We start from the raw sequence: 14,734 nt of genomic DNA, 5'->3' as shown, positions 1-14,734 counted from the left end.
ACCATCAACAGCGGAAGGGGCCACCATGGACATGTCACGCGTTGCCGAGCAGGGGCTGGTGCTTTTGGGATGTGGCAAGATGGGGTCCGCGATGTTGGCGGGATGGCTAGATCACGGCCTGCCCGCCGCATCTGTCTGGGTGATCGACCCCTATCCGTCAGACTGGCTTAAGGCGCAGGGCGTCAACATCAACACCCCGCTTCCCCAAGCGCCTGCGGTGGTGCTTGTCGCCGTCAAACCGCAGATGATGGGCGATGCCCTGCCTGCAATTCAGGCGCTGGGCGGTGGCAGCAGCCTGTTCATCTCGGTCGCTGCGGGCACGTCGCTGGCGACATTCGAACAGGTTCTGGGCGCGGACACCCCGATCGTGCGGGCGATGCCGAATACACCCGCGGCGATCCGGCAGGGCATTACGGCGGTCATTGGTAACTCGAAAGTTGCAGCCGCAGATCTGGCCCTTGCCGAAGACCTGCTGTCGGCCATTGGCGAAACGGTTCGTCTTGATGACGAGGCGCAGATGGATGCGGTCACCGGTCTCAGCGGTTCGGGGCCTGCGTATGTTTTTCACCTGATTGAAACCCTGGCCGCCGCTGGGCAGGCGCATGGGTTGCCGCATGACCTGGCAATGAAACTGGCGAAATCCACCGTGGCCGGGGCCGGGGCATTGGCCATGGCCGCGGATGAAGACCCTTCTCAGCTGCGGGTCAACGTGACATCGCCCAACGGCACGACCCAAGCCGCGCTAGAGGTCCTGATGCATGAACAACAGGGGTTTCCCGCGCTGCTGCACCGCGCTGTGAAAGCCGCAACAGAACGATCCAGGGAATTGGCTGATGAGTGAGATTTCGTTTGACGATTTTATGCGGGTCGACATTCGCGTCGGCAAGGTGATCCGCGCCGAACCCTATCCAGAGGCCCGCAAGCCGGCGATCAAGATGTGGATCGATTTCGGTGACGAGATTGGCGAACGCAAGACCTCGGCGCAGGTTACGGCGCATTACGACCCCAAGGCCCTGATCGGCAAACAGGTGATGGCCGTCGTGAATTTCCCGCCGCGCCAGATTGGCCGGTTCATGTCCGAGGTGCTGGTTCTGGGTCTGCCTGACGAAAATGGCGAAATCGTCCTGATTGGCCCCGACGCCCAGGTGCCGGTCGGCGGCAGGATGCACTGACGCGGTTCAGGGTCTCGGTCGTCAGGACCCGACCGCCTCGCGCCAGTGTTTGCGGCAAAGCGAAACATAGGTCTCATTGCCGCCGATCTGGACCTGCGCGCCTTCGGTGATGGCCCGTCCGTTTTCGTCCTGCCGAATCACCATTGTCGCCTTGCGTCCGCATTTGCAGATCGTGCGCACTTCGCGCATTTCATCGGCAAGCGCCAGCAGGGCCGCCGATCCCGGAAACAACTTGCCCTGAAAATCGACCCGCAACCCATAGGCCAGGACGGGGACGTTCAGGTCGTCTACTGCGCGGGCAAGCTGCCACACCTGTTCTTCGGACAGAAACTGCGCCTCGTCGATGAAAACGCAGGCGATCGGCCCTTGCTCCAGGCGCGCGGCGATCATTGAACAGACATCGTCCTGCGGGCGGAAAACGTCGGCCTGTTCCGAAATCCCGATCCGGGATGCAATCCGCCCGGTCCCGGCGCGGCCATCGACGGCGGCCGTCATCAGGTACGTGTCCATGCCGCGTTCGCGGTAATTGTGCGATGCCTGCAGCAAAACCGTCGATTTACCGGCATTCATCGTCGAATAGTTAAAGTACAGCTTGGCCATGACGGGGGTCTAAATCCCGCGGGACATCGGGACAAGCCAACAATGTGCGAAATTGATCGGCGACGCCGCTGTCGCGGATACGGAGGCTGAGCAGATGCTCTTGGGGATGGATACCTCCGCTCCAACTACAGCGGCGCCGTAGGCCAACATGTGGCCTAGAACATGTAAAGCTGAAAATATTGCTCTACCGATACTCGTTACCGGCAAGAACTGCCGCCACTCACTCACAAAATCCCCCGCATATCTGAGGGATAGCCAACATATGACATTTCAATTAAAACTCGAGTATGGGAAATTTCCTTACCCTTTCCCCGGCAACACCAAACCGGGCAGGGCGTGCAGGTAGCAAAGGGAAAAGAATGGCAGATATCGGGGCCTATCTGAAGAAACACACCGAGGCATTGGTCAAAGACGTAGGAATCGAATCAGCGTGCGAGATTACCGGGAAATCCAAAGCCACTCTTGGCCGGTACTATTCCGACAATGACGAACATGCCGACCGGTTCATTCCTGTGGATGCGGTCGCGCGGCTTGAGGCGGTCGCCACGTATCCGCATGTGACGTCGGCTTTGGCCGATCTCAAGAATATCACCTTGTCTTATGATGGTCGAAACACCGACAGCCCGCGCACCGGCGGCGTCAATGCGGACGTCATCGCGCTGAGCCAGCGGTTCGCGATGCTCATGACCGAATACCAGGCGGCGATCGAAGACGGGATCATCACCGTGAACGAAGCCAAGCGTCTTTTGAAAGAGACCAGCATGCTTCAGCAAGTGCTGATCGAAATGAAGCTTCACCTGGAAGAAGAAAGCGTCAGCTAGCCGCAATCGCCTGCCGCGCACCCAGGACGTGACGCAAATGCGGGGCGGTGCAGGCGGGCACCTGCGCCAAACGGCCGGACATGCGTCCAAGGCCCCTGCGATTTGGCTGCGGCGTTCGCAGAACCCAACAGGGCAGGGTTTGGGAAAACGTCAGGCTATGTGTCGTTTCACGATAACTGATCCAACCGAGTATCCGGCACCGAAAGAGCAGATCAGGCCAATTTCGCCGTCCTGAAAATCATCCGAATGCTTGGAAAACGCGATGATTGAGCCCGCCGAGGACGTGTTCGCATAATCTTGCAGGATATTGGGCTGTTCGCCCGGATCTGGTTCACGGCCCAGCACTTTTTTCCCGATAAAGTCGTTCATGGTCTTGTTTGCCTGGTGCAGCCACAGCCGTTTCAGGTCGCCGCTGGTCACGCCTTCCGAGTCCATGTGGTCGCTGATGTGCTTGCTGACCATCGGCAGGACTTCCTTAAAGACCTTTCGGCCATTTTGCATGAATTGCATGTCGCGCCGGTCCTGCATCCCGTCGGGGCGCGACCTGCGGAGAAAGCCGTTGTTGTTGCGAATATTGTTCGAAAACTCTGTCGCGCACCGGGTCGAGACAACTTCGAAATGCGGACCTTGTGCGTTTTCGATCCGTTCAATCAGCGTCGCCGTCGCGACATCGCCGAAGATAAAGTGACAATCCCGGTCGCGCCATTCCAGGTGGCCCGAGCATATCTCGGGGTTGACGACCAGCGCCGAGCGGACAGACCCCGAGCGTACCATGTCTGCCGCGGCCTGGATGCCGAAGGTGGCGGACGAGCAGGCGACATTCATGTCAAACCCGAACCCGGTAATCCCCAGCGCCTGTTGAATTTCGATGGCCACCGCCGGATAGGCGCGTTCGTGGTTGGATGCTGCACAGATCACTAGGTCGACATCGTCGGCCGTGCGGCCGGCCTGGGCCAGGGCTTTGGTGCAGGCTTCGACCGCCATTTCGGTCATGATGCCGGGTTCGTCGTCACTGCGCTGGCGCAGGGTCGGGTGCATGATGTCGGGGTTCAGTACCCCGGCCTTGTCCATCACGTACCGGTTTTCGATCCCGGACGCCTTGAGGATGAACTCCTCCGAGGAATGTTGCATCGGCTCCATCCGGCCTGCGGCAATGGCATCGGCGTTCCTGGCGTTCTGCCGGTCGGCATAGGCGTTGAAGGCCTCGACGAGTTCGGCATTGGTGATGATGTTTTCGGGGGTGAAAACTCCGGTACCGGTGATGGCGGGCGTGTACATGGTGGGTCCTGACGTTTCGAATTCGCTCAAAATGCAGTCACAAGTGGTTTTGTTCAAGCCACGTTGACCTAAGGGAATGGGCTGAATCGCGGTTCATATATTGAATAGTTCAGAAACCGAAGTATTTTGCCCGCGTCGCAGGCGGAGAATCGATATGCATGATGACACCGAAACGGGCCTTGATCGGCTCAGCCCCGAGATTCAGGCGATGATGGGGGTCTATGCGCTGTACTGGAAGCTTGAGGAAAGCTTTGCGAGCATCGAAACCGGCCTGAGCCAGCAGGAATGTCACCTGTTGGTCAAGCTGGACCGGCCCAAGCGCATGGGTGTTTTGGCCGCGGATATGCTGACGGTCCCGTCGACGATCACGGCAACCGCTGATGCGCTTGCGACGGCAGGGTATCTGACACGCGAACAGGACCCTCAGGATCGGCGGGCCTTGTTGTTGGTGCTGACCGAACAGGGGCACGCCGCGCGCGACATGCTGGTCGCAGAAGCGGGCGAGCTGTTTCATCGGGCCTCGGGGCTGGACGCACAAGAGACATCTCAATTCGCCCGGTTGGCCCGAAAGATCAGAAACAACGTATTGAAATCCGGAATTCCAGAGGGATTGACGAAATGAGATTGCTGACCTCACTGGGCCTGGCCCTGACAGTTCTGGCGGCTCCGCTTTGGGCGGAAGGCGGTGCCAAGCCCGTCAAGCTGATGATCGTGAAGGAAAGTACACCGGGGTTTTCGCGTCAGTTCTTTGGCCGGGTCGCGGCGCGCCAGACGGTGGACCTGGCGTTTCAGGTCGCCGGGCAGATCGTCGACATGCCGGTGACCGAAGGGCTGATCATCGAAAAAGGCGGGTTGATTGCCCATCTCGACCAGGAACCGTTCGAATTGCAGCTGGACCGCGCGCGGCTGCAGAAGGACCAGGCTGACAGAACCCTGCAACGTCTGTCGCGGCTTCGTGGAACAGCAGCCAGCCAGGTTGCGGTCGACGACGCCGAAACCGAAGCGCAACTGGCCGCGATTGCCTTGCGCAACGCGGAATACGATCTTGAGCACGCAACGCTGACCGCGCCGTTTGACGCGCTGATTTCCAGCCGCTCGGTCGAGGCGTTCACCACGGTGTCCGCCGGAACGCCCATCGTTCGGATACATGACATGTCCGAGTTGCGGATCGAAGTGGACGTGCCAGAGATTTTGTTTCAGCGCACAGCGCGCGATGACGATATCACGATAACGGCGAAGTTTCCCGCCAGCGACCAGGTCTTCCCGCTGGAAATCCGCGAATTCGATGCCGAAACGTCCAGCGTGGGGCAGACGTTTCGGATGCAGTTCGGGTTGGAGCCACCAGAGGGGTTGCAGATCCTTCCCGGCTCATCCGTGACGGTGACGGCTCGGGTTCAGGACAACCACCCTGGGATCGTGGTTCCGGCAACGGCGATTGTCGCGGATGCAGATGGCGCATTGGGGGTCTTGGTGTTTTCGCCCGTGGGTGCGGATGAAGGCTCGGTTCGGCGTGTGCCTGTCACGATTGAACCGACACAGACCGGAGATGTCAGGGTCCTAACCGGGCTGTCCGATGGTGACGAAATCGTGGTCGCCGGGGGCGGCGCGCTGACCGATGGGCAGGCGGTGCGCCGGTTCGTCGGGTTTGCGAACTGAGGGGCCGGGGCATGAACATCGCGCGCGCCTCTATCGACCGGCCCATCTATACATGGCTTGTAATTTTGATTGCCCTGTTCGGGGGGGTCTGGGGGTTTTCATCGCTTGGGCGTCTGGAAGACCCCGCCTTCACCATCAAGAACGCGGTCATCTATACAGAATATCCCGGCGCCACCGCCGAGCAGGTGGCGCTGGAGGTTTCCGAGCCGCTTGAATCTGCGATCCAGCAGATGGGTGAGGTCGACGTGATCACCTCGGTCAACCAGCCCGGTCAGTCCCTGATCGAAGTCGAGATCAAGTCAACCTATGACGGCAACGAACTGCCCGACATCTGGACCCGTCTGCGCGCCAAGGTGCGCGATGCGGCGCGCGGTTTGCCTTCGGGCGTGTCGGCGCCTTATGTGAATGACGGTTTTGGTGACGTCTTCGGGTTGTTCTACGCCGTAACCGCCGAAGGGTTTACCGATGCCGAAAAGCATGAACTGTCGACCTTTTTGCGCCGGGAACTTCTGGCTGTTGACGGTGTGGCGGATATCGATGTCCAGGGCCTGCCGGAAGAGGCCATTTTTGTCGAACCCGACCTGGCAATTTCCGTTAACCAGAACGTTTCGTACCAATTGATCAACGAGGCGATTGCCAATGCCGACTCGGTCAACAATTCCGGCGTGCTGCGATCCGAAAACAACCTGACCACGATCCTGACTGCGGAAGGGTCAGACAGTGTTTCGGCGATTGCCGGGCTGACGGTCGGTGCGCAGGGGCAGGTGATCAACCTGTTCGACATGTCCGAAGTCTATAGGGGGCGCCAGACCGACCCGGACATCATGATCCGGTACAACGGGACCGAGGCCTTTACCCTGGGCATTGCCGGGCTCAAGACAGAAAACATCGTCGAAGTCGGCAAACGTGTCGACGCCAGGCTGGCCGAGCTGGATACGGCGATCCCCTACGGTGTGAACGTCCTGCCGATCTATCAGCAACATGTCGTGGTCGAGCAGGCCTCGAACGATTTCCTGGTCAACCTGGCGATGTCGGTTGCAATTGTGGTGGCGGTTCTGGCGCTTTTCATGGGGTGGCGCGCCGCGGTCGTGGTTGGGTCGACCCTGTTGCTGACGGTTGTGGGCACCTTGCTGTTCATGTCGTTGTTTTCAATCGAGATGGAGCGCATTTCCCTGGGCGCGCTGATCATTGCCATGGGCATGCTGGTCGATAACGCGATTGTGGTGGCCGAGGGGATGCAGATCGCAATGTTGCAAGGCAGGCCCTCGCGCGAGGCGGCCGAAGATACAGCATCAAAAACGCAAATCCCGCTGTTGGGGGCAACGGTCATCGGGATCATGGCCTTTGCGGGGATCGGCCTGAGCCCGGACGCGACAGGCGAGTTCCTGTTTTCGCTGTTCGCGGTCATCGGCATTTCGCTGCTGCTCAGCTGGGTTTTGGCGATTACGGTCACGCCGCTGCTGGGGCATTATTTCTTCCGGCAGGGCAAGGAAGGCGAGGCGGATGCCTATGGCGGTATCCTGTTTCGCATCTATGGTACGATGCTGCGCTGGGCGCTACGGTTCCGCTGGTTGGTTGTCGCGGGTCTGGTGATCGTCACGGTGGCCTGTTTTGCGGGGTTCGGGCTGATGAAACAGCAGTTCTTCCCGAACTCGAACACGCCGCTGTTTTTCGTGCACTACAAGTTGCCGCAAGGCACGCCGATTGCACGCACCGCGACGGATATGGCCGTGTTCGAAAACTGGCTGGCCGAACGCGATGATGTCGTGTCGGTGACCACCTTTGTCGGGCAGGGCGCGACCCGTTTCATGTTGACCTATTCGGCTGAAAAGCCGAACCCCAGCTATGGGCACATGATCATTCGGACAAATTCTCTGGAAGATATCCCGGCGCTTCAGGCTGATCTTGAGGCGTTTGGGTCAGAACAGTTCCCCGAAGGCGAGTTCCGGACCAAGCGGCTGGTCTTTGGTCCTGGTGGCGGAACCCCGATCGAGGCGCGTTTCTCGGGCAGTGATCCGGCCGTTCTTCGGCACCTTGCGGACCAGGCGGTTCAGATCATGTCAGCCGCGTCGCCAAATGTACTAAGCGTCCATCATGACTGGCGTGAACAGGAACTTGCCGTGCAGCCGATTTATGCCACGGAACGGGCACAAACGGCGGGCGTCTCGCGCGAGGATATCGCGGCGACGCTGCAGTTTTCCACGGACGGGGTTACCGGCGGTGTCTTGCGCGAACGCGATCGCCTTATCCCGATCATCCTGCGCCGACCCGCGGACGGGGATTATTCGATTGTGGATCAGGTCGTCTATTCAGACCAGTCGCAGAAATTCGTTCCGATCGAACAAATGGTCGATGGGTTCGAATACCGCGCCCAGAACACGCTGGTCCATCGTCGCGACCGGGTGCTGACGATCACCGTCGGCGCCGATATCCCCGCCGATAAGACCGCAGCGCAGGTCCATTCCGAAGTGCGCGGCGCAATCGAGGCGATGGAGCTTCCGCTGGGTTACCAATTGGCGTGGGGCGGTGAATTCGAGGATTCAGGCGATGCACAAGCCAGCCTGGGGCGGCAATTGCCGCTGAGCCTGCTGATCATGGTCCTGATCTCGGTGCTTTTGTTCAACGCGGTCAAACAACCGATCATCATCTGGCTGCTGGTGCCCATGTCGGTAAACGGCGTTGTGATCGGATTGCTGGGCACCGGCCTGCCCTTTACCTTTACCGCGCTGCTGGGGCTGCTCAGCCTTTCGGGGATGCTGATCAAGAACGGTATTGTCCTGGTCGAGGAAATCGACCTGGTCCGCGCGTCGGGCAAGGCTCTGCGGGATGCCATCATCGAAGCGTCGGTCTCGCGGTTGCGCCCCGTCATGTTGGCGGCGATCACCACGATTCTGGGTATGGCGCCCTTGTTGACGGATGCCTTCTTTGTCTCGATGGCTGTGACGATCATGGGCGGGTTGGCTTTTGCGACCGTCCTGACGATGGTCGCGGCGCCGGTGTTCTACCTGATATTCTTTACCCGCGAAGAACGGCGCAGGTTAGCCGGTTCGGCCTAGGGCGCGGCGGCCCGTATGGCCCCGGCCCAAGGGAAATACGAAAAAACCCCGGCAGTGCCGGGGTTTTTTGTGTTTGAACCACCGATTTACGGTCATCCTTGCAGCGATTTCACCTCGACGTCGCCTTCGGCCTGGGCCTTGATCGCCAAAGCGGCCGCATGGCTGCCTGCGGCAGTCGTGAAATACGGGATCTTGTCATACAGCGCGATCGAACGAATGACCTTGCTGTCCTCGACCGCCTGTGCGCCTTCGGTCGTGTTCATGACCAGTTGCACCTGGCCATCCTTGAGCATGTCGGCCACGTCGGGACGGCCTTCGTAGACCTTGTTGACCAGATCACAAGGCACGCCCTGAGCCTCAAGCCAGGATTGCGTGCCGCGGGTTGCGACCAGGACAAACCCCTGCGCGACCAGCACCTGCGCGGCTTCGAGCATCGCAGCGCCCTTGTCGGCGTCCTTGATCGACACAAAGGCGCGCCCGGACGATGGCAGAACCATACCCGCGCCCATTTGCGCCTTGAGGAAAGCCCGGGGGAAATCGCGGTCCCAACCCATCACCTCGCCGGTCGAACGCATCTCGGGGCCCAGGATGGTGTCGACGCCCGGGAAACGGGCAAAAGGCATCACCGCCTCTTTGACCGAGAACCACGGCATATCCGGGTCCGCAAGCGTCATCTGGTCGGCGATCTTGGTGTCCTGACCTTCTTCATAAGCGGGCCGCAGCGGGAATGCCGACAGTTTTTCGCCGGCCATGATGCGCGCGGCAATCGAGGCAATGGCGCTGTCGGTGGCCTTGGCCACGAACGGAACCGTGCGCGACGCGCGGGGGTTAACCTCGATCAGGTAGATCTCGTTATCCTTGATCGCGAACTGAACGTTCATCAGGCCGACGACATTCAATGCCTTGGCCAGCTTGAAAGCCTGATCCTTGATCTGGGCAATGATGTCCTTCGACAGCGAGTAGGGCGGCAGCGAACAGGCCGAGTCGCCCGAATGCACGCCCGCCTCTTCGATGTGCTGCATGATCCCCGCAACATGCACGTCGGTACCATCGCACAGCGCATCGACGTCCAGTTCGACCGCGCCGGACAAATAGCTGTCCAGCAACACGGGGCTGTCGCCCGAAACAACCACGGCCTCGTTGATATAGCGTTTCAACTGATCCATATCGCGCACGATTTCCATCGCGCGACCGCCCAGAACATAAGAGGGCCGGATCACCAGCGGGAAGCCAATTTCACCTGCGATTTCCAGCGCCTGCGCGTCGGTCGATGCAATGCCGTTCTTGGGCTGCTTCAGCCCCAGGTCGTTGACCAGCGCCTGGAACCGTTCGCGGTCTTCGGCCAGGTCGATGGCGTCCGGCGTGGTGCCCAGGATCGGGATACCCTCGGCCTCGAGCGCGTTGGCCAGTTTCAGCGGCGTCTGGCCGCCGAACTGAACGATCACGCCATGCAAGGTGCCGTTTTCCTGTTCCTTCGTCAGGATTTCCATGACGTGTTCAAAGGTCAGCGGCTCGAAATACAGGCGGTCCGAGGTGTCATAGTCGGTCGAAACCGTCTCGGGGTTGCAGTTGACCATGATGGTCTCATAACCCGCGTCGGTCAGCGCGAAACAGGCGTGACAGCAGCAATAGTCAAATTCGATCCCCTGACCGATCCGGTTCGGGCCACCACCAAGGATGACGACCTTTTTGCGGTCGCTCGGACGCGCCTCACACTCGACCTCGCCCATCATCGGGGCCTCGTAGGTCGAGTACATATAGGGCGTCTGGGCCTCGAACTCGGCGGCACAGGTGTCGATGCGTTTGAACACGGCCGAGACACCCAGATTGCGGCGCGCGCGGCGCACGTTGGCCTCGTCCCGGCCGGTCAGGTTGCCAAGGCGCGCGTCGGTAAAGCCCAGCATTTTCAGCTTGCGGATGCCCTCTTCGGTCATTGGCAAGCCGTCTTTGCGCACCGCGCGCTCGGCATTAATGATCTCGCGGATGCGGGCCAGGAACCACGGGTCGAACTTTGTGACGGCGAAAATCTCGTCATCGGTCAGACCGTGGCGCATGGCCTGCGCAATGGTGCGCAGCCGGTCAGGCGTTTGCTGGCTGATTGCCTTGATCACGGCGGCCTTGTCGTCGGCCTCGTCCCAGTGACCCACGTTCAGGCCGGGGATCTCGACCTCGTCAAATCCGGTCAGACCCGATTCCATCGACGCCAGTGCCTTTTGCATCGATTCGTGGATCGTGCGACCGATGGACATCGCCTCTCCGACCGATTTCATCGCGGTGGTCAGATAGGGTTCCGAGCCGGGGAATTTCTCGAACGCGAATTTCGGGATCTTGGTGACGACATAGTCGATGGTCGGCTCAAAGCTTGCGGGCGTGACCTTGGTGATGTCGTTGTCCAGCTCGTCCAGCGTATAGCCTACGGCCAGCTTTGCGGCGATCTTGGCAATCGGGAAACCCGTCGCCTTGGACGCCAGAGCGGATGAGCGCGAAACCCGCGGGTTCATTTCGATCACGACCATGCGGCCATCATCGGGATTGATCGCCCATTGAACGTTCGAACCACCGGTCTCGACCCCGATCTCGCGCAGAACGGCGATCGAGCCGTTGCGCATGATCTGGTATTCCTTGTCGGTCAGCGTCAGTGCCGGGGCCACGGTGATCGAATCACCGGTATGCACGCCCATCGGATCGACGTTTTCGATGGAACAGACGATGATGGCGTTGTCAGCGGTGTCGCGCACCACCTCCATCTCGTATTCTTTCCAGCCCAGCAGGCTTTCATCGACGAGGATCTGATTGACCGGCGAGGCATCCATGCCCGAGCGGCAGAAGTGAATGTAATCCTCGCGGTTATAAGCAACACCGCCGCCGGTGCCGCCAAGCGTAAATGCTGGACGAATAATCGCAGGAAGCCCGATTGTTTCCAATTCGTCCAAAGCGATCTGAACGCCAGCGTCCAGGTCTGCTTTGCCGTCTTCCTTGCGCGGCGCGGTCACGATGGTCGCCTTGGGGTTTTCCAGACCCAGCCGGTCCATCGCCTCACGGAACAGTTTCCGGTCTTCGGCCATTTCGATGGCGTCACGCTTGGCGCCGATCATCTCGACACCGAACTTGTCCAGCACGCCCATCTCTTCCAGCGCCAGCGACGTGTTCAGGCCGGTCTGCCCGCCCATGGTGGGCAGCAGCGCGTCCGGGCGTTCTTTTTCTATAATACGTGCAACAACTTCGGGTGTGATCGGCTCGATATAGGTGGCATCTGCCAAGCCCGGATCGGTCATGATCGTCGCCGGGTTCGAGTTCACCAGGATGACCCGGTACCCTTCTTCGCGCAGCGCTTTACAGGCCTGCGCGCCTGAATAGTCGAATTCGCAGGCTTGCCCGATAACAATGGGCCCAGCCCCGATGATCATGATCGACTGAATGTCGGTTCTCTTCGGCATGGCCTGGCCCCTTCAATATCAACGAGTCGCGGGCACCGCCCAAGCGCCCAAATTGTCCTGCGTTATAGGGACCGCGCGAAAAGGTTCAAGAGGGATCGGAAACTAAGCTGCAATTGCCGCTTTCTGCTCTTTCGTCCGGCGCCGATATCTCTATACCGCGCAACACGGCAGATGGGGGCGAAATTGCGTATTTGTTTCGATCAGGGTCCGGCGGGACCGGGAACGTCTTTTGAGACACCGGTCGAGGTGATCCAGGCGCAGAGCGCGGAACAGGTGCCGCAAGCGCTGGCCGCGCTGGATGAGGCACGCGCCGCGGGCGGTTGGCTGGCAGGGTATGCCAGTTACGAGCTGGGGTTTCTGCTTGAACCCCGCCTGATGCGGCTGCTGCCTGATGACCGCCGCCTGCCTCTGTTGTGTTTCGGCGTTTACGACCGCCCGGGTCAGCGCAGCTTGGCCAAGGCATCGGGACGGGTCCTGGAGTTTCGCCCCAGATGGGATGCCGGGCGTTACGCCACCGCGTTTCAGGCTGTGCATGATGCAATCGGCGCAGGCGACATATATCAGGCCAACCTGACCTTCCCCATCGACCTGACCGTCGCGGGCGGGTCCGAAGCGGTTTATGCGGCGCTTGCCGCAAACCAGGCCGTTGGCCACGGCGTATTGGTTCAGCAGGATGGTTTTCCCGATCTTCTCAGTCGGTCGCCGGAACTGTTTTTCCGAACCGATGCGGACGGCACCATCGAAACACGCCCGATGAAAGGGACGCAGCCGCGCAGCGAAGACCTGGCCGAAGACGCACGGCGCAGGGCGTTTTTGACCAAAGACGCAAAAAACCGAGCCGAAAACCTGATGATCGTGGACCTGTTGCGCAATGATATCAGCCGCGTGGCCCTGCCGGGATCGGTTCAGGTGCCCGAGTTGTTCAAGGTCGAAACCTATTCGACGGTGCATCAGATGGTGTCATTGGTCCGGGCCAGGCTGCATGTCGGGGTTGGTTTTTCCGATATTCTGACGGCCCTGTTTCCTTGCGGTTCCATTACTGGCGCACCCAAGATTCGTGCCATGGAAATCCTTTCGGCGCTGGAACCCTGGCCGCGCGATATTTACTGTGGCACGATCGGCTGGGCCGCCCCGGATGGGACCAGCGAATTCAACGTTGCCATTCGCACCCTTATGGTCGATGGCGCCGACGCGACCCTGAATGTGGGCGGCGGTGTCGTCTGGGACAGCACCGCCGCGTCAGAATACGAGGAGGCGCTATGGAAGGCGCGATTCAGCCGCCCGCAGACCCAGATTTCCGGCTGATCGAAACCCTAGGGTTCCGACCGGGGCAGGGGATCATCCGGCAGGACCGGCACCTGGCGCGCATGGCGCGGTCGGCGGCGGCTCTGGGCCTTGCATTTGATCGCGCGGGCCTGTCTGCCGATCTGGGACAGATCTCGGAACAGGCCGGAAACGAGGCCTTGCGCATCCGGGTGACGCTGGATGTTGCCGGGCAAACCGAGGTGACAACCGGCCCCCTGGCTGACAACCCGCCTTTCTGGCGGCTTGCCGTCTCGGATACGGCGGTGAACGCCGCGGACATATGGTTGCGGCACAAGACCACGCAGCGTCAGGTCTATGAAACCGCGCGCAGGGCGATGCCTGAGGGGGTGGATGAACTTCTGTTTCTAAACGACCGCGGCGAGCTGTGCGAAGGAACGATCACCAACCTGTTTCTCGAAACTTCCGACGGTCAGCGGCTGACACCTGCCCAGTCTTCCGGCCTGCTGCCGGGCATTCTGCGCGAGGAAATGTTGGCCACCGGGCAGGTCGCCGAGGCGGTCCTGACGTTGGCCGACCTGCATCAGGCGCCAAGGCTCTGGGTCGGAAACTCCCTTAGGGGGATGATCCGGGCAGAGCTGGCAACATCGTGAGCAGGACCGGGAACCTGGCGGAACCCACCGCCCCCAGATTGCGGCTGTGGTGCGAGTTCGGCGCCTTCTTCGTTTTGGCGCCCTTGCTGATCGCAGTGCTTTTTCCACCAAGCTGGATGTTTCCCGCGCTTTTTACCTTTACCGGTATCGGAATTTTCCTGTTGCACCGCACGCCCGGGTTTTCCTGGGCCGAGCTTCGGTACGGCTGGAACAACTGGTCCTGGGGTGAGCTTGCAGTTTTTGGCGGGGCGATGGCGGCGTTATGTACGGGTCTGGTGCTGTTGACCCGCCCGGACGCGGCGTTTTTTCTGCTGCTGAACCGGCCCGAGGTTCTGGCGGTGATCTGGGTGGCCTATCCACTTGTTTCCGCCTTGCCGCAAGAGCTGCTGTTTCGCCCGCTTTTCTACCGCCGCTACCACGCGATTTTGCCAGACGGGGTGGCGCTGCCCCTCATGAACGCGGCGCTCTTTGCCTTTGCCCATCTCATGTACTGGAGCTGGATTGTCGCCGCGATGACATTTGCGGGCGGGCTGTTGTTTTCCTGGGGCTACCGCGCCCGCGGCTCGTTTTATCTTGCTGTCCTGCTGCATGCGATTGCCGGCAACATCATCTTTGCCGCCGGGTTGGGCGTGTATTTCTATTCCGGCAATGTCCAACGCCCTTTCTAGGGGCCTGATGGCTGAACTTCGCAGTCGCGCGGGGCGTGTCTGCGCGGGTTTGCATGGCGTGCCAAAGGCGCGGCATTGCAAGAAGGTGGGCCGAATCGCAATCTGTCTGATGTATGGGGCGTCGTGATGG

12 protein-coding genes are annotated in these 14,734 nt (G+C 60.4%); 9 read left to right on the top strand and 3 right to left on the bottom strand.

The features are described from left to right. Positions 1–25: 25 nt before the first annotated feature. Positions 26–841, top strand: a complete 816-nt coding sequence (proC, locus tag ACXAG8_RS14935; protein ID WP_475227652.1) for a pyrroline-5-carboxylate reductase — start codon at positions 26–28, stop codon at positions 839–841. Then, on the top strand, positions 834–1,172 hold the full coding sequence (locus tag ACXAG8_RS14930; protein ID WP_475227647.1) for a tRNA-binding protein: 339 nt from the start codon (positions 834–836) through the stop codon (positions 1,170–1,172). Before proC ends, ACXAG8_RS14930 begins: the two co-directional genes overlap by 8 nt. A gap of 21 nt (positions 1,173–1,193) precedes the next feature. Here ACXAG8_RS14930 and ACXAG8_RS14925 read toward each other — a convergent pair whose 3' ends face one another. Further along, positions 1,194–1,772, bottom strand: a complete 579-nt coding sequence (locus ACXAG8_RS14925; RefSeq protein WP_475227644.1) for a thymidine kinase — start codon at positions 1,770–1,772, stop codon at positions 1,194–1,196. Positions 1,773–2,131: 359 nt separating this feature from the next. Between ACXAG8_RS14925 and ACXAG8_RS14920 the strand changes: the two genes are divergently transcribed. Continuing rightward, a complete protein-coding gene (locus ACXAG8_RS14920; RefSeq protein ID WP_475227639.1) occupies positions 2,132–2,593 on the top strand; it encodes a hypothetical protein in 462 nt (153 codons plus the stop codon). Positions 2,594–2,743: 150 nt separating this feature from the next. On the opposite strand, the gene ACXAG8_RS14915 is transcribed toward ACXAG8_RS14920, so the two are convergent. Continuing rightward, a complete protein-coding gene (locus ACXAG8_RS14915) occupies positions 2,744–3,871 on the bottom strand; it encodes a beta-ketoacyl-ACP synthase III (RefSeq protein ID WP_475227634.1) in 1,128 nt (375 codons plus the stop codon). A 154-nt stretch (positions 3,872–4,025) separates the two neighbouring features. Here ACXAG8_RS14915 and ACXAG8_RS14910 point away from each other — a divergent pair, with 154 nt between their 5' ends. Genes ACXAG8_RS14910 through ACXAG8_RS14900 form a run of 3 tightly spaced genes read left to right on the top strand, consistent with a single transcriptional unit; the run spans position 4,026 to position 8,583 of the window. Next, a complete protein-coding gene (locus ACXAG8_RS14910; RefSeq protein ID WP_475227630.1) occupies positions 4,026–4,493 on the top strand; it encodes a MarR family winged helix-turn-helix transcriptional regulator in 468 nt (155 codons plus the stop codon). Further along, positions 4,490–5,527 (top strand): efflux RND transporter periplasmic adaptor subunit, encoded by a 1,038-nt coding sequence (locus tag ACXAG8_RS14905; protein WP_475227626.1) that lies wholly within the window; start codon positions 4,490–4,492, stop codon positions 5,525–5,527. The genes ACXAG8_RS14910 and ACXAG8_RS14905 overlap by 4 nt, the downstream gene beginning before the upstream one ends. 11 nt (positions 5,528–5,538) lie before the next feature. Continuing rightward, on the top strand, positions 5,539–8,583 hold the full coding sequence (locus tag ACXAG8_RS14900) for an efflux RND transporter permease subunit (RefSeq protein ID WP_475227617.1): 3,045 nt from the start codon (positions 5,539–5,541) through the stop codon (positions 8,581–8,583). A gap of 92 nt (positions 8,584–8,675) precedes the next feature. On the opposite strand, the gene carB is transcribed toward ACXAG8_RS14900, so the two are convergent. Beyond that, positions 8,676–12,020 (bottom strand): carbamoyl-phosphate synthase large subunit, encoded by a 3,345-nt coding sequence (gene carB / locus ACXAG8_RS14895; RefSeq protein ID WP_475227610.1) that lies wholly within the window; start codon positions 12,018–12,020, stop codon positions 8,676–8,678. Positions 12,021–12,191: 171 nt separating this feature from the next. On the opposite strand from carB, the gene ACXAG8_RS14890 reads away from it, so the two are divergent. The 3 genes from ACXAG8_RS14890 (at position 12,192) to ACXAG8_RS14880 (ending at position 14,604) form a co-directional block, all read left to right on the top strand. Further along, complete coding sequence (locus ACXAG8_RS14890; RefSeq protein WP_475227605.1) at positions 12,192–13,325, top strand: aminodeoxychorismate synthase component I; 1,134 nt, start codon at positions 12,192–12,194, stop codon at positions 13,323–13,325. Beyond that, positions 13,280–13,936 (top strand): aminotransferase class IV family protein, encoded by a 657-nt coding sequence (locus ACXAG8_RS14885; RefSeq protein WP_475227600.1) that lies wholly within the window; start codon positions 13,280–13,282, stop codon positions 13,934–13,936. Before ACXAG8_RS14890 ends, ACXAG8_RS14885 begins: the two co-directional genes overlap by 46 nt. 116 nt (positions 13,937–14,052) lie before the next feature. After that, a complete protein-coding gene (locus tag ACXAG8_RS14880; protein ID WP_475227592.1) occupies positions 14,053–14,604 on the top strand; it encodes a CPBP family glutamic-type intramembrane protease in 552 nt (183 codons plus the stop codon). Positions 14,605–14,734 lie beyond the last annotated feature (130 nt).

This window comes from Ruegeria sp. ABD4_443, assembly GCF_056160865.1.
This window is presented reverse-complemented; position numbering and strand designations above follow the sequence as displayed.

What these genes read in the sequence shown, in the direction of transcription:
- ACXAG8_RS14930 (WP_475227647.1), top strand. Translation starts at nt 834, where the DNA reads ATGAGTGAGATTTCGTTTGACGATTTTATGCGGGTCGACATTCGCGTC.
- ACXAG8_RS14910 (WP_475227630.1), top strand. Translation starts at nt 4,026, where the DNA reads ATGCATGATGACACCGAAACGGGCCTTGATCGGCTCAGCCCCGAGATT.
- ACXAG8_RS14915 (WP_475227634.1), bottom strand. Translation starts at nt 3,871, where the DNA reads ATGTACACGCCCGCCATCACCGGTACCGGAGTTTTCACCCCCGAAAAC.
- proC (WP_475227652.1), top strand. Translation starts at nt 26, where the DNA reads ATGGACATGTCACGCGTTGCCGAGCAGGGGCTGGTGCTTTTGGGATGT.
- ACXAG8_RS14925 (WP_475227644.1), bottom strand. Translation starts at nt 1,772, where the DNA reads ATGGCCAAGCTGTACTTTAACTATTCGACGATGAATGCCGGTAAATCG.
- carB (WP_475227610.1), bottom strand. Translation starts at nt 12,020, where the DNA reads ATGCCGAAGAGAACCGACATTCAGTCGATCATGATCATCGGGGCTGGG.
- ACXAG8_RS14890 (WP_475227605.1), top strand. Translation starts at nt 12,192, where the DNA reads ATGGGGGCGAAATTGCGTATTTGTTTCGATCAGGGTCCGGCGGGACCG.
- ACXAG8_RS14920 (WP_475227639.1), top strand. Translation starts at nt 2,132, where the DNA reads ATGGCAGATATCGGGGCCTATCTGAAGAAACACACCGAGGCATTGGTC.
- ACXAG8_RS14885 (WP_475227600.1), top strand. Translation starts at nt 13,280, where the DNA reads ATGGAAGGCGCGATTCAGCCGCCCGCAGACCCAGATTTCCGGCTGATC.
- ACXAG8_RS14880 (WP_475227592.1), top strand. Translation starts at nt 14,053, where the DNA reads ATGTTTCCCGCGCTTTTTACCTTTACCGGTATCGGAATTTTCCTGTTG.
- ACXAG8_RS14905 (WP_475227626.1), top strand. Translation starts at nt 4,490, where the DNA reads ATGAGATTGCTGACCTCACTGGGCCTGGCCCTGACAGTTCTGGCGGCT.
- ACXAG8_RS14900 (WP_475227617.1), top strand. Translation starts at nt 5,539, where the DNA reads ATGAACATCGCGCGCGCCTCTATCGACCGGCCCATCTATACATGGCTT.